This window comes from Flavobacterium sp. J27 (assembly GCF_004303025.1).
Taxonomy (GTDB): domain Bacteria; phylum Bacteroidota; class Bacteroidia; order Flavobacteriales; family Flavobacteriaceae; genus Flavobacterium.
Genome location: NZ_PJQW01000003.1, coordinates 255,197 through 277,106 on the forward strand (window position 1 = coordinate 255,197; position 21,910 = coordinate 277,106).

Genomic DNA, 21,910 nt, shown 5'->3' on the forward strand with positions numbered 1-21,910 from the left:
TTATGACCAAATTAGTTGCAAACTCAGATGTTAAAATAGATAAAGCCGTTAGAATGTATGTTTCAAAAGTAGGGAAAGAATCTGATTTAACAGTAGTTGATAAAAATATTACCTATAAGAAATTCTTATCTAACCGAATGTTAATTGTGCATTCTATTAGAAGGGGATTGCCTTACGAATTATATGATTTAATTAAAGAACGGACACCTTTCAATGAAGAAGATTGGGCACAATTTCTTGGGGTTTCTTTACGAACATTACAACGTAATAAAACCAAAAAAGACTTTGTTTTTGATCCTATTCCCACAGAGAAAATTTTAGAATTAGCCGAAGTTACAGCTTTAGGTAAAGAAGTCTTCGATACTAAAGAACAGTTTTATCTGTGGTTAAACACTCCTAATTTTGCACTTGGAAATTTACAGCCTTTTGAATTGTTAAAAGATTCTTACGGTAAAGAAATGGTAATGAATGAATTGAATAAAATTCAATATGGAATATTTGTATAATGGAGGTGTTTCGTTTAGCAAATAAAAAATATCCAATTGAGCTTTCAGGTGTAGGAGCATCTATTACTGGAGCTCGATGGAATTCCAAAGGGATTGAAGTAGTCTACACAGCACAGAGTAGAGCTTTGGCTATGGCTGAAGTAGTTGTTCATGTTACTTTAGCTACGTTGCCTTCTGGTTTTGTAATGCTCACCATTTTTATTCCAGATGATATTGCTATTGAAACTATAGATGTTAAAAAATTGCCTGCAGGATGGAATAGTTTTCCTGAATTAGTAGACACACAAAAAATAGGTAATGAGTTTTTAAGAAATAAAAAAAGTGCCGTTTTAAAAGTTCCTTCTGCTGTAGTTCAAGGAGATTATAATTATCTACTAAACCCTTTTCATGATGATTTTAAAAGAATAAAAATCATTCAACAAGAAGATTTTCCTTTCGATAAACGAATTTTTAAATAAAGATTAAGAAATACTTCTTTTCAAATTAGTATCTTGCAGCTCATTAAAATTTAGCATATCAAATTATGATAAGCACAAAGGATATTACATTTTCATATACTAAAGAGCAAACATTTATTTTACCAGATTTACATTGTGATGCTGGAAGTACAATTTTAATTACAGGAGATTCTGGTAAAGGAAAAACCACCTATTTGCATATTTTAGGAGGTTTGCTTAAACCATCAACAGGTACAATTCATATAGATAACACTGATATTGTTTCTTTATCTGAAAGGAAAAACGATACTTTTAGAGGGAAAAATATTGGTATTGTTTTTCAAAAATCGCATTTTGTAGCGGCTTTGACAGTATTGGAAAATTTAGAAATGGCAAGTTGGTTAGCTACAGGGAAAAAGAATTCTGCTCGAGCTAAAAGACTATTGGAACAATTAGGAATTGCAAACCAAAGTCAAAAATTGCCTAGTCAATTGAGTATAGGTCAACAACAACGCGTTTCTATTGCAAGAGCTTTAATGAATGAACCTAAAGTAGTATTAGCAGACGAACCAACCTCTAGTCTTGACGATAAAAATGCAGAAAAAGTAATTGAATTATTAACTTCATTATCGAAGGAATATAAAACCGCTTTAGTGATTGTTACCCATGATAGTCGCGTTAAAGAAAAATTTATTAACCGAATAACACTAGTGTAATATGATAGTAAAGTTAGCATGGAAAAATATTTGGTATAAGCCCTTAAATACCATTTTAAGTATTATTTTATTAACAGCGAGTACTGCTATAATTACGGTTCTAGTATTATTAGAAAAGCAATTTGATGAAAAGTTTAATGCTAATATTGACGGAGTAGATTTGGTGCTTGGCGCGCAAGGAAGTCCGTTACAGTTGATTTTATCCTCTGTTTATCAGATAGATGCTCCTACAGGAAATATAAATTATGATTCTGCTCGTGTTTGGATGCAACATCCTTTTGTTAAAAAGGCTATTCCGCTCGCCTTTGGAGATAATTATAGAGGCTATAAAATTGTGGGAACAACTGTTGATTACTTAGATAAATATGATGCAAAACTTACTGAAGGTCATTTGTTTGAAAAGAATTTTGAAGTTGTAGTAGGTGGAGAAATGGCTCAAAAATTGAATCTAAAAATAGGAGATGAATTTTTTGGCTCTCATGGTGACGCTGCAGAGGGTGAAGTTCATGAACATTTTGGTTATAAAGTGGTTGGTATTACGGCTATTACTGGAAAAGTAGTGGATAATTTAATTCTTTGTAATATTCCAAGTGTATGGCAAATGCATGACAATCATGAAGAGGAACATCACGAAGAAGAAATGCACAACCCAGAACATGGAGAAGAAGGTCATATTCATGAAGAAGGAGATGAACACTATCAACATGAGCACGATGCTGATGAACATGCGCATGAACATGATGAAGAAGATCACCATAATGAAGAGATGACTTTAGATAAAAAAGGAATGGAAATAACTGCTGTTTTATTACAATTTCGAAATAAAATGGGAATAGTAACTTGGCCTAGAATCATAGCTCAAAATACAAAAATGCAAGCCGTTTCACCCGCCATAGAAGTAAATCGTTTGGTTTCGATGTTTGGAATAGGTATCGATGCTTTACGCTATTTGGCTTATGGAATTATGTTTATTTCTGGAATTTCTATTTTTATAGCTTTGTTTAATACTCTAAAAGAAAGAAAAAATGAATTTGCTTTATTAAGAGTAAATGGAGCAAAGCGTTTTCAACTTCTAAGATTAGTAATGATAGAAAGTCTCTTACTTTGTATTGTTGGTTTTATCTTTGGTACGATTTTAGGTAGAATAGCATTATGGTTGATTTCAACATCAGCGGAAAAAGATTTTAAATTTAGTTTTAACCCTTATGAATTTATTTGGGATAAGGAAGGTATTTTATTATTGTTGACACTTTTTGTAGGTGTTTTAGCAGCTTTAATACCAGCATTAAAAGCATATCAATTAAATATTTCAAAAACATTAGCCAATGCGTAATTATATTAAATTTTCGATAGCACTATTAGTGGTAGTGTCGTTATTTAGTTTTAACACAAAAAAGGAGTGTGTTAGTTTTAACACAAAAGTATCAGTACCTGTTACCGATACTTTAACTTGGAGTTTATTAGGAAAAATAGATTATTTGAAAAAAGCAGATAAAGTCTATGGAGAAATAATGTTTCCTGTTGTAAATCCAAAGTTGAAGTCGTTACAAGGAAAGGAAGTTACCATTAGTGGTTTTATAATTCCTATAGATAATAAAAACTATGCGGTAAGTAAAAATGTTTTCGCAGCTTGTTTTTTTTGTGGTAAATCTGGACCTGAAACTTTAATGGGAATCAAATTTAAAGGCGATTTGCCTAAATTGAAGACCGATCAATTTGTTACTTTAAAAGGAAAGTTTAGGTATAATGATAGTGATATAGAAGATTGGATTTATCATATTGAAAATGCAGTCATAACAGCAGGAAATTAATTTGAAGCCCTATTTTTGGGCTTTTTTTGCCTCTTATTTTATAAAATAAATTGTGTCTCACAATAAAATAATATAGGTTAGTTTATTATGATTTTTAAAAATAAAAAACATCTTTTCTTCGATTTAGATCATACCCTTTGGGATTTTGATAAAAATTCTGAAGTGGCTTTTGATTTCATTTTTCAAAAATACAATTTTGATATTTCTGTAACCGATTTTTTAGAACATTATATTCCTAGGAATCAATATTATTGGTCTTTGTATCAGGTAAATAAAATTTCTCAGGAAGAATTACGTTTTAATAGATTAAATGATGTTTTTGAAATTCTGGATGTTTCAGTAACTAAAGAGTTGATTCATCAAATTTCAGAAGATTACATAGAACATTTGCCTAATAGTAACTTCCTTTTTGAAGGTGCGATTGAAATTTTAGAATATTTAAAAGGGAAATATCAACTGCATATTGTAACTAATGGTTTTCATCATGTTCAGGATAAAAAAATGAAAAATGCTAATATTTTTCATTATTTTAGCACTATAACAAATTCAGAATTAGCAGGTGAAAAGAAGCCACATCCAAGCATTTTTGAATACGCATTGTCTTTAGCTGAAGCTAATAAAGAAGAAAGTATAATGATAGGAGATAGCTTAGAAGCTGATATAGAAGGCGCACTTCAATTTGGAATTGATGCTATTTTTTTTAATGAAAAGAATATTATAATTGATAAAAAAGTACCCCAGATAAATAACTTAACCGAACTTAAAAACTTTTTTTAATATGAAAAAAAACCTACTTTTTATAGCAATTTTATTTTCTACACTTCTTGTTGGTCAAGAAAAATATAAATATATAGTTGTGCCACAACAATTCTCTTTTTTTACTGAACCTAATAAATATAACTTAAACAGTTTAACTAAATCCTTTTTTGAATCTGAAGGCTTGACTGTTTTTTATGACGGAGAAGATCTTCCAGAAGCATTTTTAAGAGACAAGTGTCAGGTCTTGTATGCTAATGCGATTAAAAATAGTACTATTTTTAATACTAAAATTACAATCGAAGTAAAAGATTGTCAGAATAAAATTTTGATTACGAGTATTGAAGGAAATAGTAGAGAAAAAAGTTATGATACAGCATACAGCCAGGCATTTAGAGAGGCATTAACTTCTTTGAAAGGTAAAGTTGATTTTCAAAAGACATTTACTGATAAAGCAAATACTACTAAAAGTGAAGTAACAATAGAAGAAGCAAAAGTCCTTTCAAATACTGTCGTTGCTGTAGCACCAGAAACAACTTCAAATAAGACATTATTATTTGCATTGCCTACTGAGACTGGTTTCAAGCTGGTCAATGCGGTGCCAAATGTTATTTTTGAACTTCAAAAAACAACCATTCCTGATTTATTTTTAGCAGAAAGAGGCATGCTTGATAATGGAATATTTTATAAAAAAGAAGGGAATTGGTTTTACGAATACTATAAAAAAGGTAAATTAATAGTCGAAAAAGTAGAAGTGAAATTTTAATATTATATAAAAAAAGCGAGTATTTCTTTAATTACTCGCTTTTTTATTGACTTATTTTTTAGTAGTTATATTTGTCTTTCCATCTGTTTTTTAAGAACATTCGTAGCTCTTTTTCTCTGGCATTTTCACCAGGCTCAAAAAATTTTGTTTCACTTAATGCAGAAGGTAAAAATTCTTGTTCAGCAAAATTATTTGGGAAATCATGTGAGTATTTATAATCTTCACCATAACCTAATTCTTTCATCAGTTTGGTCGGTGCGTTTCTTAAGTGAATTGGAACCGATAAATCTCCTGTTTGTTTGACTACTTGTTGTGCTTTATTGATTGCCATATAACTAGCATTGCTTTTGGCAGATGAAGCTAAATATATGGCACATTGACTTAATATTATTCTGCTTTCTGGGTAGCCAATGGTTGTTACTGCTTGAAATGTGTTATTAGCCATAATCAAAGCTGTTGGATTTGCATTTCCAATATCTTCACTAGCTAAAATAAGCATTCGTCTGGCTATAAATTTTACATCTTCACCTCCTTCAATCATTCTGGCTAACCAATACACAGCACCATTTGGGTCACTACCTCGTATCGATTTAATAAATGCAGAAACAATATCATAATGTTGTTCACCAGTTTTATCGTATAAGGCAGTGTTTTTTTGAACTAAATGAGTTACTTTTTCATTTGTAATTTTTATGATTTCATCATCCGTTGCATTGATAACTAATTCAAAAATGTTTAATAATTTTCTGCCATCACCTCCTGAAAGTCTTAACAGAGCTTCAGTTTCAATTAATTGAATGTTTTTTGTTTTTAAAATGCTATCAGTTCTGATGGCTCTTTTTAGTAAAGCTTGGAGGTCTTCTTTTGTAAAAGCATTTAAAATATATACTTGGCATCTAGATAAAAGTGCAGGAATTACTTCAAAACTAGGATTTTCAGTTGTAGCACCAATTAGGGTAACCCATCCTTTTTCTACAGCAGCTAGTAAAGAGTCTTGTTGTGATTTACTAAAGCGGTGAATCTCGTCTATAAATAAAATGGGGTTTTTGGCAGTAAAAAGACCACCACTTTGTTTGGCTTTTTCAATTACTTCTCTAATATCTTTAACACCTGAATGAATTGCACTCAATTGGTAAAAAGGGCGTTTGCTTTCTTGTGCCATTATTTGAGCAAGTGTTGTTTTTCCAGTTCCAGGTGGTCCCCATAAGATTAGACTTGGGATAATTCCTTTGTTTATTTGATTGGTTAAAGAACCTTGTTCGCCAACAAGGTGTAATTGGCTTATGTATTCAGTTAGTTTCTGTGGACGAATTCGTTCTGCTAAAGGTGCTTCCATAATGTAAAATTACACTATTTCAAATTTAGCTAAAACAAAAAAGGTTTGAATTTTTATCCAAACCTTTATCTTTTAATGCTCCGTTTTCTCAAATCGAGTAACAACTAATAAATCGCGAGTGTTTTTTTGTACAGTTATAGCAGCAAATAAACTTAATAAAAATGACATGGCATAAAATCCTTTTTCACTTAAAGCTAAGTCTGCATTCCAAAGTCCAATAATTAAAAGGAGTATCGATACTAAAGTTGTAAACCAACTGATTCCATAATACATGTCTGTTACTGCGATGCCTTCAATTCTATCCCTAACCGATTTTTGTACAGAAATAACAGAGAAAAGACCAAATAATAGTATGGCAAAATAATATCCTTTTTCATTTAATTGCATGGTCGCATTCCAAAGACCGATGCAGTAAGAAACCATACCAGTTAATAAAGCAATCCACGATGCTCCAATAAAAGCATTGGTAGGTTTAATCGTTGTGTTTTCAAAAATATTTTGTTTTGATTTTTGTGTAGTACTCTCCGAAGTATTCATTTGATTTGTTTCCATTGTTTTTATGATTTTAATTCAATGACAAAGAAATAGGGATTGGTTACATAAAACAATGAACTTCGGTTAATAAATTAAAATAAAATTAGATTTTTGCTCGAATTCTACTTAATGCTTGTGGAGTTATGCCGATATAAGATGCAAGGTATTTTTGAGGAATTTCTTGAATTAACTGTGGTTGTTCTTTTACTAAATTTAAATAACGTTCTGTTGGTGAGTCTTTTAAAAAACTTAGTTCTCTTTTTGATTTGTATCTAAAAAATTCTTCTGCAAAAATTCTTCCTATCGATTCACCTGACTGTGTATGAAGATAAATTTCTTGTAAATCTTTGCGAGTTATAAAAATAACTTTTGATTTTGTAAGGCTTTGAATGCAAGCTATACTAGGAGTTTGCGTTAAAAAAGAAGAATAACTGCTCAAAAAATTATTTGGAAAACCAAAATCTATTGTGACGTCTTTTTCAGGAAGTTCTATATATAGACGAAAAATACCTTCTTGAATAAAATAAATTTTATCTTCAATGTTTTGAGTTGTAATAATGAAATCCTTTTTTTTAAATTCTTTTTCTTGTAACTTAGAAGATATAAAAAGCCAATCTTCCTCTGAAATAGTTATTTTGGTATTGAGAATGTTTAATAAATTTTCCACTTTTTAAAGATACATTTTTTATGTAATATTCAAAATAATAATTGTATACATGACAAAAAATGCTATTTGTATGACAAAAAAGCGCATAAACAAGAGTGGTGCTATATTTGAAATATAAAATGCTAAATAATTTTATTAATTATGAAACGAATTATACGAGATCATCAATTTAAATTTTCAAAATCGGTAATCTTATTTCCTCTTTTTTTTGTTTTATTTCTTTGGGTTATATTTTTATATGAAAAAGCGTTTGGTCTTAATTTTCATCATTATGGAATATATCCAAGAACACAATTTGGATTGAAAGGGATTTTGTTTAGTTGGGCATTGCATAGTAATTTAGAACATATCACAAATAACTCTTTAGCTCTTTTAGTATTGTTGTTCTTTTTAAGACTATTTTACAACGAACAGGTTATTAGGATAATGGTTTTTGGAATTTTATTTTCTGGTTTGGGGACTTGGTTATTGGGCCGATCGAGTTATCATATTGGGGCAAGTGGATTAATTTACGTATTAGTTAGTTTTATCTTTTTTAAAGGAATATTTACAAAATACTTTCGTTTAATGGCAGTTTCATTTGTGGTAGTTTTGTTTTATGGTGGAATGATTTGGTATATGTTTCCCAATGCAGAGAAAGGTATTTCGTGGGAAGGACATTTAAGTGGTTTTTTAACTGGACTTTCAATGGCTTTAATTATGAAAACACCTCAGTTTGGCAAACCTGTTATTTACGATTGGCAAAGACCAGATTTTAATCCCGAGAATGATTCTTTTATGAGAAATTTTGATGATGAAGGAAATTTTAATCCGCCACTAAAACCAGATGAAACCATCAAAGAATACTTTACTTCTTCTTTAAAAGTTATTTATGAATTTATTGGATTAAAAAAGTAATGCAATAATCTTATTTTATTCTTTGTCTTACAGATTCATAAAGAAATGCACCACAGGCAACAGATACATTTAATGATTCAATCGTTCCAAACATAGGAAGTTTTGCTTTATGGTCTACAATCTTTAAAACAGAAGGGTTAACACCTCTATCTTCACTGCCCATAATAATAGCAGTTGGTGTTGTAAAGTTGATGTCGTAAATAGTGTTGTCTGTTTTTTCCGTTGCCGCTACGGTTTGAATTCCGCTAGCTTGTAAATAATAAATAGCGTCTTTAATATGTTCAACTTTGCAAATTGGAACATTGAAAACAGCACCAGCGCTAGTTTTAACGGTATCACCATTTACTGGAGCAGCACCTTGTTTTTGAATAATAATTCCATCTACGCCTGTACATTCTGCAGTTCTAATTATGGCTCCAAAATTTCTGGCATCAGATAACTGATCTAATATAAGAAAAAGTGGTGTTTTTTCAGAACTTGCAACTTGTTCAATAAGTGATTCCAATTCATAAAAAGAAACTGGAGATATTGTGGCAACTGCTCCTTGATGATTCTTAGATGTTAATCGGTTTAGTTTTTCTACTGGAACATATGAAAAGTTAATATTGTTTGTTTTCATAGTTTTCATCAATTCTTGCATAAGCTCTCCTTGATTTTCTTTTTGGATGAAAATTTTGTCAATTTCTTTTCCAGCTTGAATAGCTTCAATAATAGCTCTAATTCCAAATATTTGATTTTCCTTTTCCATTTTGCAAAGGTATAAAAAAACCACCTCGTATTGAGGTGGTTTTTTAATTTAAATTATATTTATATGTTTAGTTTACGTCCCAGAATATAGGAGTGTCTAATTCATCTCCACCTATTGCAGCTGATGCAGCTGAATAATTTGTTATGTTGATCGTTTGTTCTCTTAAAGGATAAGTATATCTTTTAGGAACATCTAGACCAGAATCTGCTGCAACATTCATAGCAGGAGCGTCATATTTTCTGTAAACAGACCATCCTTCAAAGCCTCTATTGTACATAGCTAACCAAAATTGAAAGCCAATTTTTTCTCTCCAAGTACCTGTAGCAGTTGTATAAGCTACAGATGGATTTAAAAGATAAGCAGAAGCATCAACTGTTGCAACTCCCCAATCTTCCATAGAAGCAGTAATACCATTGTTGTAGTGAGTTTCTGCAGTTCCTCCTACAGCATATCCTCTTTCTGCAGCTTCAGCTAAAAGGAATTCAATTTCTGAATAGTCCATTAATACTCCTCTAAAAGTAGGTTGGTGCATTAACTCACCAACATGTGTATAAGAAAAGAAAGAGTTATTGTCTCCATAAGGACCTCCAACATAGCTTCCAGTTCCTAAGTTATCATCAAAGTAGAAAGCTCTTCTAGGATCGGATAATGTGTTCATGTAATCAACAATCGTATTTGCAACAACAAAATCTTGTCTACCACTTTGAACTAAATCTACCCATAAAGGATTTGTGTTTGGTGTTGCTGCACCGTAAGAAAGTGTTACATTGTCAGAGTTTGATGCAATTAATCCAGCATTGTAAGCATCTTGAGCAGCAGTTTGAGAAAGTGTTGCTAATGATGAAACATCTGCTATTCTCATAGCTAATTTAAATTTTAAAGAATTAGCGAATTTAATCCATTGCCCTAAATCTCCATTAAAGATTAAATCTGCATCTTCAAAACCATTATCAGTTGCAGATGATAATTTTAGGATTGCAGCATCTATCCTAACTAATAAATCTTGATAGATAGTTTGTGCGTCATCATATGCTGGATTTTGGTTTTCTCTTCCTAACAATGCTTCAGAATAAGGAATATTTCCAAAAGTATCAACTAATTGTTGCCAAGTATATACTTCTAAAACTTCTATCATTCCTTTTTTTCCATCTGTATCTGTATCTGGTTTGTTTTTTGCGTCTTTAAGATCATATAAAACATTGGTAAACATTTCTGTCCAGTGATTTGATGGTATATTTCTTGTTGTAAGATCGTAATTCGATTCATCAATATACGTTGTTTCTGTCCAATATTGAGCAAACAAGCGATATACATTTGTATTCACATTGGTGCTCTCCATTTGATCGAAAAGATTTTTTGTAGCACCTGTGAACAATGTTCTTGAGGGTACATCTGGAGGATTGTTTTGATCCTTGTTTAAGCTGTCATAGGTCTCATCTGATGCACAACTTACAGCCAATGTACCTAAAAGTATTATTAAATATTTTTTCATAGTATTTTATTATTAGAATTCTAATTTTAAGCTAGCGCCAATTTCTCTTACTGATGGGTAAACACCAGATTGATAACCTTGAATATTACCAGCACTTAAACCAGCTTCAGGATCTGAATATGGTGTATTTTTATGGATTATCCATAAGTTTCTTCCTATAATAGAAAGCGTTAAGTTTTGTAATGATAAGCTTTCAGCAATTCTATTTGAAAATTTATAACCAAAAGTAACTTCTCTAAGTTTTACAAATGATGCATCATATACATGGGCTGCATTAGGAGTTCTAGCATATCCCCATGGGTTTGCATAGGTAGTTGCACTTGTTACAGTTGTATTTGGTGAACCATCAGCATTAACACCTTCTAAGATAACACCACCACCTGCTGAAAGAGGGTCACGAACTGGGTTGCCTAAATGGTTAGTTCCTGCTGTAAAGTCATATAATCCAGTAGCATATCCATACCATGTATCAAGAGAGAATACATCTCCACCTTTTTGAACATCAATTAAGAAGCTTAAATTAAAGTTTTTGTATTTTAAAATGTTTTTTACACCACCAGTCCAATCAGGATTTATATTTCCAATTACATTATTGTTTGTACTTGTTCTTGCATATTTACCAATCCATGCTGAAGAAGGCGCATCTGCTGCTGTATAAACCAAAGGTTGTCCATTTACATATACATAGTCACTACCTCTAATAACTCCGAATGGTTCTCCTAATGAAGCTCCTAATGAAATTCCTCCTTGAACATTTGCAAGTTGAATAAATTCGATGTCTTCAGCTAAGCGTGTTACTTTACTTTCATTTTTAGCAAAGTTTACTTTGATATCCCAAGAGAAATTGTCAGTTTTAATTGGAGTACCATTTAAAATTAATTCAATCCCTTTGTTTTCCATATCCGCACCATTTAACCATTGTCCAGTATACCCAGATCCTGCAGAAATATCAACTCTTGAAATTAAGTCTTTTGTTTTTCTGTTGTAATATGAAAAATCAAGTCCTAATCTGTTGTTAAAAGTGCTTAATTCTAAACCAACTTCAATATCTTTTGATCTTTCCGCTTTAAGATTTGGGTTATTTAAAGTTGGTGAATTAGAAGCTGAACCTTGACCACTTATAGGTGGAACTAAGTTGTAAGTGTCATAAACTTGGTAAGGGTCTGTGTCATTACCTACTTCTGCATAGTTTGCTCTAATTTTTCCAAAGTTTAACCAATCCTGTTTAAGTATGTTTGAGAAAACAATACTAGTTGAAACAGATGGGTAAAAATATGAGTTATTGTCAACAGGTAGTGCAGAAGATCTGTCTCTTCTACCAGTTACATCTAGATAATAAGTTCCTTGATAACCTAATCCAATTTTACCAAATAAACCATCTACTTTTTTAGTGTAATCTATTTTGTTGTAATCGTCTGATGTAAGAGGGTTAACAGAATTTGCTAAAGTGAATATTCCAGCAAGACCTAAACCGCCATTTGTTTGTGCTGCTAATGAATTTAATTTATTAACTCTAATGTTTAAACCAACTAAGCCATCTAAGCTTAAGTCTTCAGTAATATTATGATTAAATGTACCCATTAAGTCATAATTTATCTCAGAAGTTTTTCTGTTTGTAACAGCATACAAAGGAACATCTACTGAACCTACATCAATTCTTTCTTCTCTAATTTCAGAGTAGGTGTCGTATGCAAATCTTCCCATTAAACTAAACCAACTAGTTACTTTTTGATTTAATGTGAAGTTACCCATATATCGATCTCTGCTGTCATCTTGATAGTTTTTGTATAATGTCCAGTAAACGTTATCTGTATATGCTGGTTTTGTATTTGATACAGATGTTGCATTCCAAGTTATATTTTGTCCAGTACTAAAGAAAGCATCCTTTTGTTGTTGGATATCCACATTAGTTTGGAACCATTGACGAAATGCTTGCATTGGATTTTTTGAGTCATATCCTGTTCCATTTCTTCCTTGTCCTTTAGTGTTGATATATGAAAAATCAACAGAACCAGTTAAATTATCTGAGAAGTTTGTTGAACCCGAAAAGGTAATATTATTTCTTTTTATTTGGCTGTTAGGAACTACACCTTCTTGTATTTTATTTGTATAACCTAATCTGAACGAACTTTTATCATCACTTTTACCAAACGAAATTGAGTTTGTGTAAGTTAATGCGGTTTTGAATAAGCTATTTGGAGTATTTTTAGCAGCAACCCAAGGAGTTGCTTGTAAATAGCCTGGTAATTCTGGGTATATAGAAGTCCATTGGTACACGTTTAAATTTGGATCAAAAGCCGCTCCGTAAGATGCGTCTTCTCTAAATGGTACAATTAAATCATCAGTACTGTCCCCATTAATATCAAAATAATCAAAATATCCTGATGGGTCATCATAATAAGGTCCGTAACCAGCTCCATATTTGTCTTGATATTTAGGTAATGTTTCTTTGTCAACTGTTCCAGCTGTTATAGAACTTGTAAAGGATACGCCTATTCCTTTTCCTTTTTTTCCTTTTTTAGTCGTTATAATGATAGCACCATTACTGGCTCTTGAACCGTAAAGAGCAGTTGCTGCAGCACCTTTTAAAACGTTTAATGATTCAATGTCGTCTGGGTTGATATCCATAGCAGCATTACCATAATCGTAACCGCCTCTACCTGCTGTTTGGCCAGTACTATTGTTTGTGTTGTTTATTACTGGTGTTCCATCGATAACAATCAGTGCTTGGTTGCTTCCGCTAATTGAGTTGTAACCTCTTACAACAATATTACTAGAACCTCCCATAGTTCCAGAAGCTTGAATGTCAAGACCAGCAACTTCTCCAGAAAGCGCATCTGCAAAATTGGTAACAGGTGTGTCAGCTACGTCGTCTCCTTTTACCTCCTGAGTGGCATAACCAAGAGCTTTTTTCTCTCTTTTGATACCTAAAGCAGTAACAACAACACCTTCAAGAGTAGTTACGTCTTCAAGCATTGTGACTCTTAAAGTATTGGAATTAACAATAACTTCTTGAGTTTTCATACTTACATAACTAAAAACAAGCGTTGATCCTTGTCTTACGTCAATTTTAAAATTACCATCAAAATCGGTTTGTGTACCATTTCCTGTACCTTTCTCTTGAATGGCAACACTAGGAAGTGGAAGTCCGTTTTGATCTACAACTGTTCCAGAAACAGTTTTTACTTGGGCAAAAATCATTTGCCCTAACATTACTACTAATACAGTTAGTAATACGTTAAATTTAGATCTCATAAATGTTAATTTGAATTAGTTGCCCAAAATTCAAAAAAAAAAGTTTCTAATCCTAATAAAATTTAATCTTTTTTTAACATTTAACATTATAAATCTTAAAAAATTGCTTTATAACTAATTTGAATTATCGAATTGGAGAGTTTAATGTTTTGATTTTGGTTGGTTCCATTAGAATATATAAAATGAAAGAGACCATTGTTTGTTAATAATTCAAAACCAACGCCAATTCCTAATAACTTGTTTTGTTTCTTTATCGATTTGTCTTCTGTATAGCCATAGTCTAAAATTGTATGAAGAGATAAATTTGATGTAACTAAGTATTTGTATTCCGACATTATCCCTGAAAAAAAATTAGCTTGAAGAGAGTTTTCTCGAAAGCCTCTTATAGAATTGATGCCTCCAAATCGATATAGTTCATTTGTTAGGTAATCGTTGCTGTTTAAGTAATAAGTGTGGTTTTTTAATAATAATTTATTTTTTTTATTTAAATCGATAAGATGGCTTATCTCGAATTGAGAAAAAAATTGTTTACTCTTATTGTTGTTATTATTTCTGTGTCCTAAGCCACTTTTGATAGATATGTTGGTTTTTTCAGGTAAGAATAGGTTTGATTCGTTTTTTTTTGAGTATTTGTAGGTAACGGTGAAAAATTGATTCTCAAAATTTTGAAGGCTTTCGGTGTTTGTGTTTTGAATGTCTACTGAACTGGTTTTTTGAAAACCTATAAATGTTTTTTGATTAAATGAAAAATAGTAACCTGCATTTAAATCTATTTTTGTATTTTGGAATGTGCTGTCTTGTTTGAAAATGTTTAATTCTGACTGAATCCCAAACGATGACTTAAAAATATAAGGTAATTCTGTTTCTAGATTAAACATGGTTTCTTGGTTGCCGTTATTTTTCCAAAATAGCTTAAATTTTTCACCTGAGTTTAATGCATTAACTAGTAAAAGATCTAAGTAGCCGTTAAAGACTAGTTTTTCTTCATTGTCATTTGCAAAGCCAATAAAACCATCAAATTTATTTGGTTTGGATTTGTTGATATAAGCGTAAATTTTTGTGCTGTTTTCAGTAAATAGTATTTCAGGGTATTTTATTTGCGATACAAAGGGTAGGTTGTTGAGTTGATTGTAGATTTTTGAAACTTCTTGTTGGTTGAATGTTTTGTTTTTTATGGAGTTGTTAAGGTGTTTTTTTATATTTTTTGGGAAATTGTCATATCCAAGTATAACTAATTCATCTGTCTTTCTTTGTTTATTAAGTTTTGTCTCTAATTGGCAAAGTAAATAATGAGAGTTTTTTTTATGGTTGATGAGTTTGATTTTGGCTAATGGGTAGCCTTTTGTTTCAAGTGTTTTAAGTTGGTTTGTTATCCATTGTTCTGTTTCTTGAAAAGGGATTTTTAATGTGTCGTTTGTAAGGGATAAAAGTTTTAGGGTTTCTTTGTTAGTGTTTAATGTTGAAATTTTTACAAATACTGTCTTTTTTCCTAGATAATAAAGAAAATTAAAAGTACTGTCATTTATTTTTTTTTCCTCTTTAGTTATGAATTCTAAATATCCAGATTTAATTAAGATGGAATCAATCTTTTTTTTCTCAACTATAATTGACGCTAGATTAATGTGTTTTTTTTTGTAAGTAATACTGTCGATTGTTTTTGATTCAGTAGGGGTTGTTCCGTTGATTTCTAAATAGAAGTTTTGACTTGTTGATGTCAAAAAGTAAAATAAAAACAATATGGTTGTTATTTTTTTCATTGGTGTAAAGTAACGCAAAAATGGAAAATAAATTTCATTCTTTATGTGTATTCTATTTTTTTTAAATATTTTGGTATTTAGTGATTGTGATGTTTAGTAATGGTTAAGTAATATTTAATAAGCTTGAAAATAAATAAATTAGATTTGTTTTGTAAAAAATAATAATTACATTTGCACCCCCTTAAATAGTGTTGAGGGATTAATATTAGTAATTTTATAAACAATTATGCCAACAATTCAACAATTAGTAAGAACTGGAAGAGCCAAAATAACTAAGAAGAGTAAATCGGCTGCTTTAGATTCTTGTCCTCAAAGAAGAGGGGTTTGTACGCGTGTTTATACTACAACGCCAAAAAAACCAAACTCGGCAATGCGTAAAGTTGCCCGTGTTCGTTTAACAAATGGTAATGAGGTAAATGCTTACATTCCTGGAGAAGGACACAATCTACAAGAGCACTCGATAGTATTAGTTAGAGGTGGAAGAGTAAAAGATTTACCAGGTGTACGTTACCACATCGTTCGTGGTGCATTAGATACTGCTGGTGTAGCAGGTAGAACACAACGTAGATCTAAGTATGGAGCGAAACGTCCAAAACCAGGACAAGCAGCTGCAACAACTGGAAAGAAAAAGTAATTTAAATCTTTTAAAGAAAAGACATGAGAAAAAGACAGGCTAAAAAGAGACCTCTTTTACCAGATCCTAAGTTTAACGATCAGTTAGTAACTCGTTTCGTAAACAATTTAATGTGGGATGGTAAGAAATCAACAGCTTTTAAAGTTTTTTATGATGCATTAGATATTGTAGAAACTAAAAAGCAAGATGCAGAGAAAACTGCTTTAGAAATATGGAAAGATGCATTAACAAATGTTATGCCTCACGTAGAAGTGCGTTCGCGTAGAGTGGGTGGAGCTACATTCCAAATTCCTATGCAAATTCGTCCAGACAGAAAAATTTCTTATTCTATGAAGTGGATGATTTTATATGCAAGAAAAAGAAATGAAAAATCAATGGCTAGTAAGTTGGCTTCTGAAATTTTAGCTGCTGCTAAAGAAGAAGGTGCTGCTGTTAAGAAAAGAATGGATACTCATAAAATGGCGGAAGCGAATAAAGCTTTCTCTCACTTTAGATTTTAATTCATAAAATAATAGAAATGGCTAGAGATTTAAAATTTACAAGAAATATAGGAATTGCGGCTCATATTGATGCTGGTAAAACAACAACAACTGAGCGTATTCTTTTTTACACAGGGAAATCACATAAAATTGGAGAAGTGCATGATGGTGCTGCTACAATGGACTGGATGGCTCAAGAGCAAGAGAGAGGTATTACCATTACTTCGGCTGCAACAACTTGTGAGTGGAATTTTCCAACTCAACAAGGGAAATTGCTACCAGATTCTCAAGCATATCACTTTAATATTATTGATACTCCAGGACACGTTGATTTTACTGTAGAGGTAAATAGATCCTTACGTGTTTTGGATGGTTTGGTTTTCTTATTTAGTGCGGTAGATGGTGTAGAGCCACAGTCTGAAACTAACTGGAGATTAGCAGATCAATATAGAGTGCCTCGTATGGGGTTTGTTAATAAGATGGATCGTCAAGGTTCTAACTTTTTAGCTGTTTGTCAACAGGTAAAAGATATGTTGAAATCTAATGCTGTTGCGATTACATTACCAATTGGTGAAGAAGCTGATTTTAGAGGAGTGGTGGATTTGGTTAAGAATCAAGCTATAGTATGGCATGATGAAACTCAAGGTGCTACTTTTGATATTATTGATATTCCTGCAGATATGGTAGATGATGTTAAAAAGTATCGTTCTATCTTAATTGAAGAAATTGCTACATATGACGAAAATCTTTTAGATAAGTATATGGAGGATGAAAATTCAATTACTGAAGAAGAAATTAATACAGCTTTACGTGCTGCAACTATTGATATGGCTATCATTCCTATGATTGCTGGTTCTTCTTTTAAAAATAAAGGAGTTCAATTCATGTTAGATGCTGTTTGTAAATATTTGCCATCTCCTTTAGATAAGGAAGGTATTGAAGGTATTCATCCTGATGATGCTGATTTGTTAGAAGAAGATCAAAAGAAAATATTACGTCGTCCTGATCCAAAAGAGCCTTTTGCTGCTCTTGCATTTAAAATTGCTACAGATCCTTATGTAGGTCGTTTAGCTTTTTTCCGTGCTTATTCTGGACGTTTAGATGCGGGTTCATATATCTTAAATACTCGTTCAGGTAATAAAGAGCGTATTTCTCGTATTTACCAAATGCATGCTAATAAACAAAATCCAATTGAATTTATTGAAGCTGGAGATATTGGAGCTGCTGTAGGATTTAAAGATATCAAGACTGGAGATACAATGTGTGATGAAAAACACCCAATTATTCTTGAGTCAATGAAATTCCCTGATCCAGTAATTGGTATTGCGATTGAGCCAAAAACGAAAGCAGATGTTGATAAAATGGGTATGGCTTTAGCGAAATTAGCTGAAGAAGATCCAACGTTTACAGTAAGAACTGATGAGGCTTCTGGTCAAACAATTATTTCTGGTATGGGTGAGCTTCACTTAGATATCCTGGTAGATCGTATGAAGCGTGAGTTTAAAGTAGAGGTTAATCAAGGGGAGCCGCAAGTAGAGTATAAGGAAGCTTTTACTAAGTCTGCGCAACATAGAGAAGTTTATAAAAAACAATCTGGAGGTCGTGGTAAATTTGGTGATATCGTTTTCAGATTAGAACCTGCTGATGAAGTTGATGGTAAGCCAGCAATGGGATTACAATTTATCAATGAAGTTAAAGGTGGTAACGTGCCTAAAGAATATATTCCTGCAGTTGAAAAAGGATTTAGAGAGGCTATGAAGTCTGGTCCTTTAGCTGGATATGCTGTTGATAGTTTAAAGGTAACTTTGTTAGATGGATCTTTCCACCCAGTAGATTCTGATGCGCTTTCTTTTGAATTAGCAGCAAAATTAGGTTATAAAGAAGTGGCAAAAGCTGCTGGCGCTGTTATTCTTGAACCTATTATGAAGATCGAAGTTATTACTCCAGAGGAAAATATGGGTGATATCGTAGGTGATTTAAATAGAAGAAGAGGTCAAGTAAATAACATGGGTGATAGATCAGGTGCAAAAACTATTAAAGCAGATGTGCCTTTATCTGAAATGTTTGGATATGTTACAACTTTGAGAACTTTGTCTTCTGGTAGAGCAACATCTACAATGGAGTTTTCTCATTATGCTGAAACGCCATCTAATATTTCGGAAGAAGTAATTAAAAAAGCAAAAGGTAACGCTTAATTCTTAAGAAAATGAGTCAAAAAATCAGAATAAAATTAAAATCATACGATCATAATTTAGTGGATAAATCTGCTGAAAAAATCGTTAAGACTGTAAAAAGTACTGGTGCTGTAGTGACTGGTCCAATTCCATTACCTACTAATAAAAAAATCTTTACTGTTTTACGTTCTCCGCACGTTAATAAGAAGTCTAGAGAGCAATTTGAATTAAGTTCTTACAAGAGATTGTTAGATATTTATAGTTCATCTTCAAAAACTATTGACGCTTTAATGAAATTAGAATTACCTAGTGGAGTTGAAGTAGAAATTAAAGTGTAAGTTTTTGATTTTCTAGTAAAATATTTTAAAAGACCGTTAGTGTTTATAATAATGCTACGGTTTTTTTAATGAGCATAATTAGCCTTTTTTTGAAAAAAAAGAAGGTAACTAATTATTTTTGCGATAATTAAAAAATAATTATATATTTGCACCCTCAAAATGAGGATGTGTACATATATGTATATAGTGTAATCATAGTTTAATTAATTAATTAGTTTTATATGTCTGGGTTAATCGGAAGAAAAATTGGCATGACTAGTATCTTTGATGAGAACGGGAAAAATATTCCTTGTACTGTTATAGAGGCGGGTCCATGCGTTATTACCCAAGTCAGAACCAATGAGGTTGACGGGTATAGTGCTCTTCAGCTTGGTTTCGATGACAAAACTGAAAAGCATTCTGTAAAAGCTGAAGAAGGTCACTTCAAAAAAGCAGGTACTGTTGCTAAGAAGAAAGTTGTTGAATTCAAGTACTTTGAAGAAGAATACAAGTTAGGAGAAGTGCTAACTGTAGATTTGTTTAATGAAGGAGAATTTGTAGATGTTCAAGGTGTTTCTAAAGGTAAAGGTTTTCAAGGAGTTGTAAAACGCCACGGTTTTGGTGGTGTTGGTCAGTCAACTCATGGTCAACATAACCGTTTGAGAGCTCCTGGGTCAGTTGGTGCATCTTCTTATCCTTCAAGAGTATTTAAAGGAATGAGAATGGCTGGTAGAATGGGTGGTGAGAATGTTACAGTTCAAAACCTTAAAGTTTTAAAAGTTGTTGCTGATAAAAATCTTTTAGTTGTTAAAGGATGTGTTCCAGGACATAAAAACTCTTATGTAATCATTCAGAAATAATGGAAGTAAAAGTATTAGATATCAACGGAAAAGATACTGGGAGAAAAGTTCAACTTTCTGATTCGGTATTCGCAATAGAGCCAAATAATCATGCTGTATATCTTGATGTAAAACAGTATTTAGCAAATCAAAGACAAGGTACGCACAAGTCTAAAGAAAGAGCTGAAGTAACTGGAAGTACTCGTAAGATTAAAAAGCAAAAAGGAACAGGTACGGCTCGTGCAGGTAGTGCTAAAAACCCTTTGTTTAAAGGAGGAGGTACTGTTTTTGGACCTAGACCAAGAAATTATTCTTTTAAATTGAATAAAAATTTGAAAAGATTGGCTAGAAAATCTGCTCTTTCTTTAAAAGCGAAAGAATCAAATTTAATAGTTTTAGAAGACTTTAATTTTGAAACGCCAAATACTAAAAATTTCATTAATGTATTGAAAGCTTTAGGGTTAGATAATAAAAAATCTTTATTTGTGTTGGGTGATTCAAATAAAAATGTATATTTGTCGTCACGAAATTTAAAGACGTCATCAGTAGTAACTTCTTCAGAATTAAGCACTTATGGTATTTTGAATGCTAATAATTTAGTTGTTTTAGAAGGTGCTTTAAGCGGAATTGAAGATAATTTAAGTAAATAATTAAGGTTATGAGTATCATTATTAAGCCTATTATAACTGAAAAAATAACTAAAGATGGTGAGATTTTTAACCGTTTTGGTTTTGTAGTTGATAAAAAAGCTAATAAAATTCAAATTAAAAATGCTGTTGAAGCGGCATATGGAGTGAATGTTGTTGGTGTTAATACAATGAACTATAGAGCTGATAGATCGGTAAAGTACACTAAAAGTGGTTTGATCAGTGGAAAAACTAATGCTTATAAAAAAGCAGTTGTTCAAGTACAAGAAGGAGAAACAATAGATTTTTATACTAATATCTAATAGAAAATGTCAGTTAGAAAATTAAAACCTATTACCCCAGGTCAGCGTTTTAGAGTTGTAAATAGCTTTGACACTATTACAACTGATAAGCCGGAGCGTTCTTTAATCGCACCGAAAAAAAACTCTGGAGGTAGAAATAGTCAAGGAAAAATGACCATGCGTTATATAGGTGGTGGTCATAAACAAAAGTATCGTATTATAGATTTTAAAAGAACAAAAGTTGGTGTTCCAGCTACTGTTAAAACTATAGAATATGATCCAAATCGTTCAGCTTTTATTTCATTATTAGCATATGCTGATGGAGCTAAAACTTATGTTATTGCTCAAAATGGTTTGCAAGTTGGACAAACTGTAGTTTCTGGACCAGATGCATCTCCAGAAATTGGAAATACTTTACCTTTAAGTAAAATTCCTTTAGGAACGGTTATTTCTTGTATCGAGTTAAGACCAGGTCAAGGAGCTGTTATTGCTCGTTCTGCAGGTACTTTTGCTCAATTAATGGCAAGAGATGGAAAATATGCTACTATAAAAATGCCTTCTGGAGAAACAAGATTAATTTTATTGACTTGTTCGGCTACAATCGGAGCTGTGTCAAACTCTGATCATCAGTTAGTTGTTTCTGGAAAAGCTGGTAGATCTAGATGGTTAGGTAGAAGACCAAGAACAAGACCTGTTGCAATGAATCCAGTTGATCACCCAATGGGAGGTGGTGAAGGACGTTCGTCAGGAGGACATCCTCGTTCAAGAAAAGGTTTACCTGCTAAGGGTTATAGAACTCGTTCTAAGGTTAACCCAAGTAATAAGTATATTGTAGAACGTAGAAAGAAATAATTAGATACA

23 protein-coding genes are annotated in these 21,910 nt (G+C 31.9%); 16 read left to right on the top strand and 7 right to left on the bottom strand.

Translation table 11 applies throughout. The features are described 5' to 3' along the window. Positions 1-2 precede the first annotated feature (2 nt). The 7 genes from CX675_RS05525 to CX675_RS05555 all read left to right on the top strand — a co-directional run bounded on the left by CX675_RS05525 (position 3) and on the right by CX675_RS05555 (position 4,992). Positions 3-506, top strand: a complete 504-nt coding sequence (locus CX675_RS05525) for an antitoxin Xre-like helix-turn-helix domain-containing protein (protein WP_130734223.1) — start codon at positions 3-5, stop codon at positions 504-506. Beyond that, positions 506-964, top strand: a complete 459-nt coding sequence (locus CX675_RS05530) for an RES family NAD+ phosphorylase (RefSeq protein WP_130734224.1) — start codon at positions 506-508, stop codon at positions 962-964. Before CX675_RS05525 ends, CX675_RS05530 begins: the two co-directional genes overlap by 1 nt. A 65-nt stretch (positions 965-1,029) precedes the next feature. After that, positions 1,030-1,659 (top strand): ABC transporter ATP-binding protein, encoded by a 630-nt coding sequence (locus CX675_RS05535; protein ID WP_130734225.1) that lies wholly within the window; start codon positions 1,030-1,032, stop codon positions 1,657-1,659. A 1-nt stretch (position 1,660) separates the two neighbouring features. Then, entirely contained in the window at positions 1,661-2,992 is a 1,332-nt protein-coding gene (locus CX675_RS05540) for an FtsX-like permease family protein (protein WP_130734226.1), read from the top strand. Next, positions 2,985-3,470 carry a hypothetical protein gene (locus tag CX675_RS05545; RefSeq protein WP_130734227.1) on the top strand — a complete coding sequence of 162 codons (486 nt, stop codon included), beginning with the start codon at positions 2,985-2,987 and terminating at the stop codon, positions 3,468-3,470. Before CX675_RS05540 ends, CX675_RS05545 begins: the two co-directional genes overlap by 8 nt. A gap of 87 nt (positions 3,471-3,557) precedes the next feature. Continuing rightward, complete coding sequence (locus tag CX675_RS05550; protein WP_130734228.1) at positions 3,558-4,247, top strand: YjjG family noncanonical pyrimidine nucleotidase; 690 nt, start codon at positions 3,558-3,560, stop codon at positions 4,245-4,247. Position 4,248: 1 nt separating this feature from the next. Next, the gene (locus tag CX675_RS05555) at positions 4,249-4,992 is read left to right on the top strand and encodes a hypothetical protein (RefSeq protein WP_130734229.1); all 744 of its coding nucleotides are present in this window, start codon (positions 4,249-4,251) and stop codon (positions 4,990-4,992) included. A 58-nt stretch (positions 4,993-5,050) separates the two neighbouring features. On the opposite strand, the gene CX675_RS05560 is transcribed toward CX675_RS05555, so the two are convergent. The 3 genes from CX675_RS05560 to CX675_RS05570 all read right to left on the bottom strand — a co-directional run bounded on the left by CX675_RS05560 (position 5,051) and on the right by CX675_RS05570 (position 7,529). Beyond that, positions 5,051-6,328, bottom strand: coding sequence for a replication-associated recombination protein A (locus CX675_RS05560; protein ID WP_130734230.1), 1,278 nt, complete (start codon positions 6,326-6,328; stop codon positions 5,051-5,053). Positions 6,329-6,400: 72 nt separating this feature from the next. Continuing rightward, a complete protein-coding gene (gene yiaA / locus CX675_RS05565) occupies positions 6,401-6,880 on the bottom strand; it encodes an inner membrane protein YiaA (RefSeq protein WP_130734231.1) in 480 nt (159 codons plus the stop codon). Between the two features lie 85 nt (positions 6,881-6,965). Next, entirely contained in the window at positions 6,966-7,529 is a 564-nt protein-coding gene (locus tag CX675_RS05570) for a Crp/Fnr family transcriptional regulator (RefSeq protein ID WP_130734232.1), read from the bottom strand. Positions 7,530-7,670: 141 nt separating this feature from the next. Here CX675_RS05570 and CX675_RS05575 point away from each other — a divergent pair, with 141 nt between their 5' ends. Continuing rightward, positions 7,671-8,426, top strand: a complete 756-nt coding sequence (locus tag CX675_RS05575) for a rhomboid family intramembrane serine protease (RefSeq protein ID WP_130734233.1) — start codon at positions 7,671-7,673, stop codon at positions 8,424-8,426. A 10-nt stretch (positions 8,427-8,436) separates the two neighbouring features. Here CX675_RS05575 and rlmB read toward each other — a convergent pair whose 3' ends face one another. The 4 genes from rlmB to CX675_RS05595 all read right to left on the bottom strand — a co-directional run bounded on the left by rlmB (position 8,437) and on the right by CX675_RS05595 (position 15,678). Further along, positions 8,437-9,174 carry a 23S rRNA (guanosine(2251)-2'-O)-methyltransferase RlmB gene (gene rlmB / locus CX675_RS05580; RefSeq protein WP_130734234.1) on the bottom strand — a complete coding sequence of 246 codons (738 nt, stop codon included), beginning with the start codon at positions 9,172-9,174 and terminating at the stop codon, positions 8,437-8,439. Positions 9,175-9,241: 67 nt separating this feature from the next. Next, positions 9,242-10,666, bottom strand: a complete 1,425-nt coding sequence (locus tag CX675_RS05585; RefSeq protein ID WP_130734235.1) for a SusD/RagB family nutrient-binding outer membrane lipoprotein — start codon at positions 10,664-10,666, stop codon at positions 9,242-9,244. 12 nt (positions 10,667-10,678) lie between these two features. Continuing rightward, a complete protein-coding gene (locus CX675_RS05590) occupies positions 10,679-13,921 on the bottom strand; it encodes a SusC/RagA family TonB-linked outer membrane protein (RefSeq protein WP_130734236.1) in 3,243 nt (1,080 codons plus the stop codon). Between the two features lie 95 nt (positions 13,922-14,016). Beyond that, positions 14,017-15,678 carry a hypothetical protein gene (locus tag CX675_RS05595; protein WP_130734237.1) on the bottom strand — a complete coding sequence of 554 codons (1,662 nt, stop codon included), beginning with the start codon at positions 15,676-15,678 and terminating at the stop codon, positions 14,017-14,019. A 226-nt stretch (positions 15,679-15,904) separates the two neighbouring features. Between CX675_RS05595 and rpsL the strand changes: the two genes are divergently transcribed. The 8 genes from rpsL to rplB all read left to right on the top strand — a co-directional run bounded on the left by rpsL (position 15,905) and on the right by rplB (position 21,901). Then, entirely contained in the window at positions 15,905-16,312 is a 408-nt protein-coding gene (gene rpsL, locus CX675_RS05600) for a 30S ribosomal protein S12 (protein ID WP_045968445.1), read from the top strand. 23 nt (positions 16,313-16,335) lie between these two features. After that, positions 16,336-16,812, top strand: coding sequence for a 30S ribosomal protein S7 (gene rpsG / locus CX675_RS05605; RefSeq protein ID WP_130734238.1), 477 nt, complete (start codon positions 16,336-16,338; stop codon positions 16,810-16,812). A 17-nt stretch (positions 16,813-16,829) separates the two neighbouring features. Beyond that, positions 16,830-18,986 (top strand): elongation factor G, encoded by a 2,157-nt coding sequence (gene fusA, locus CX675_RS05610; RefSeq protein WP_130734239.1) that lies wholly within the window; start codon positions 16,830-16,832, stop codon positions 18,984-18,986. 11 nt (positions 18,987-18,997) lie between these two features. Continuing rightward, positions 18,998-19,303, top strand: coding sequence for a 30S ribosomal protein S10 (rpsJ, locus tag CX675_RS05615; protein ID WP_045968439.1), 306 nt, complete (start codon positions 18,998-19,000; stop codon positions 19,301-19,303). Between the two features lie 221 nt (positions 19,304-19,524). After that, complete coding sequence (gene rplC / locus CX675_RS05620) at positions 19,525-20,142, top strand: 50S ribosomal protein L3 (RefSeq protein WP_130734240.1); 618 nt, start codon at positions 19,525-19,527, stop codon at positions 20,140-20,142. Then, positions 20,142-20,771, top strand: a complete 630-nt coding sequence (gene rplD / locus CX675_RS05625) for a 50S ribosomal protein L4 (RefSeq protein WP_130734241.1) — start codon at positions 20,142-20,144, stop codon at positions 20,769-20,771. Before rplC ends, rplD begins: the two co-directional genes overlap by 1 nt. Before the next feature lie 8 nt (positions 20,772-20,779). After that, positions 20,780-21,070, top strand: coding sequence for a 50S ribosomal protein L23 (gene rplW, locus CX675_RS05630; RefSeq protein ID WP_130734242.1), 291 nt, complete (start codon positions 20,780-20,782; stop codon positions 21,068-21,070). Positions 21,071-21,076: 6 nt separating this feature from the next. Next, entirely contained in the window at positions 21,077-21,901 is an 825-nt protein-coding gene (gene rplB / locus CX675_RS05635; RefSeq protein ID WP_130734243.1) for a 50S ribosomal protein L2, read from the top strand. Positions 21,902-21,910 lie beyond the last annotated feature (9 nt).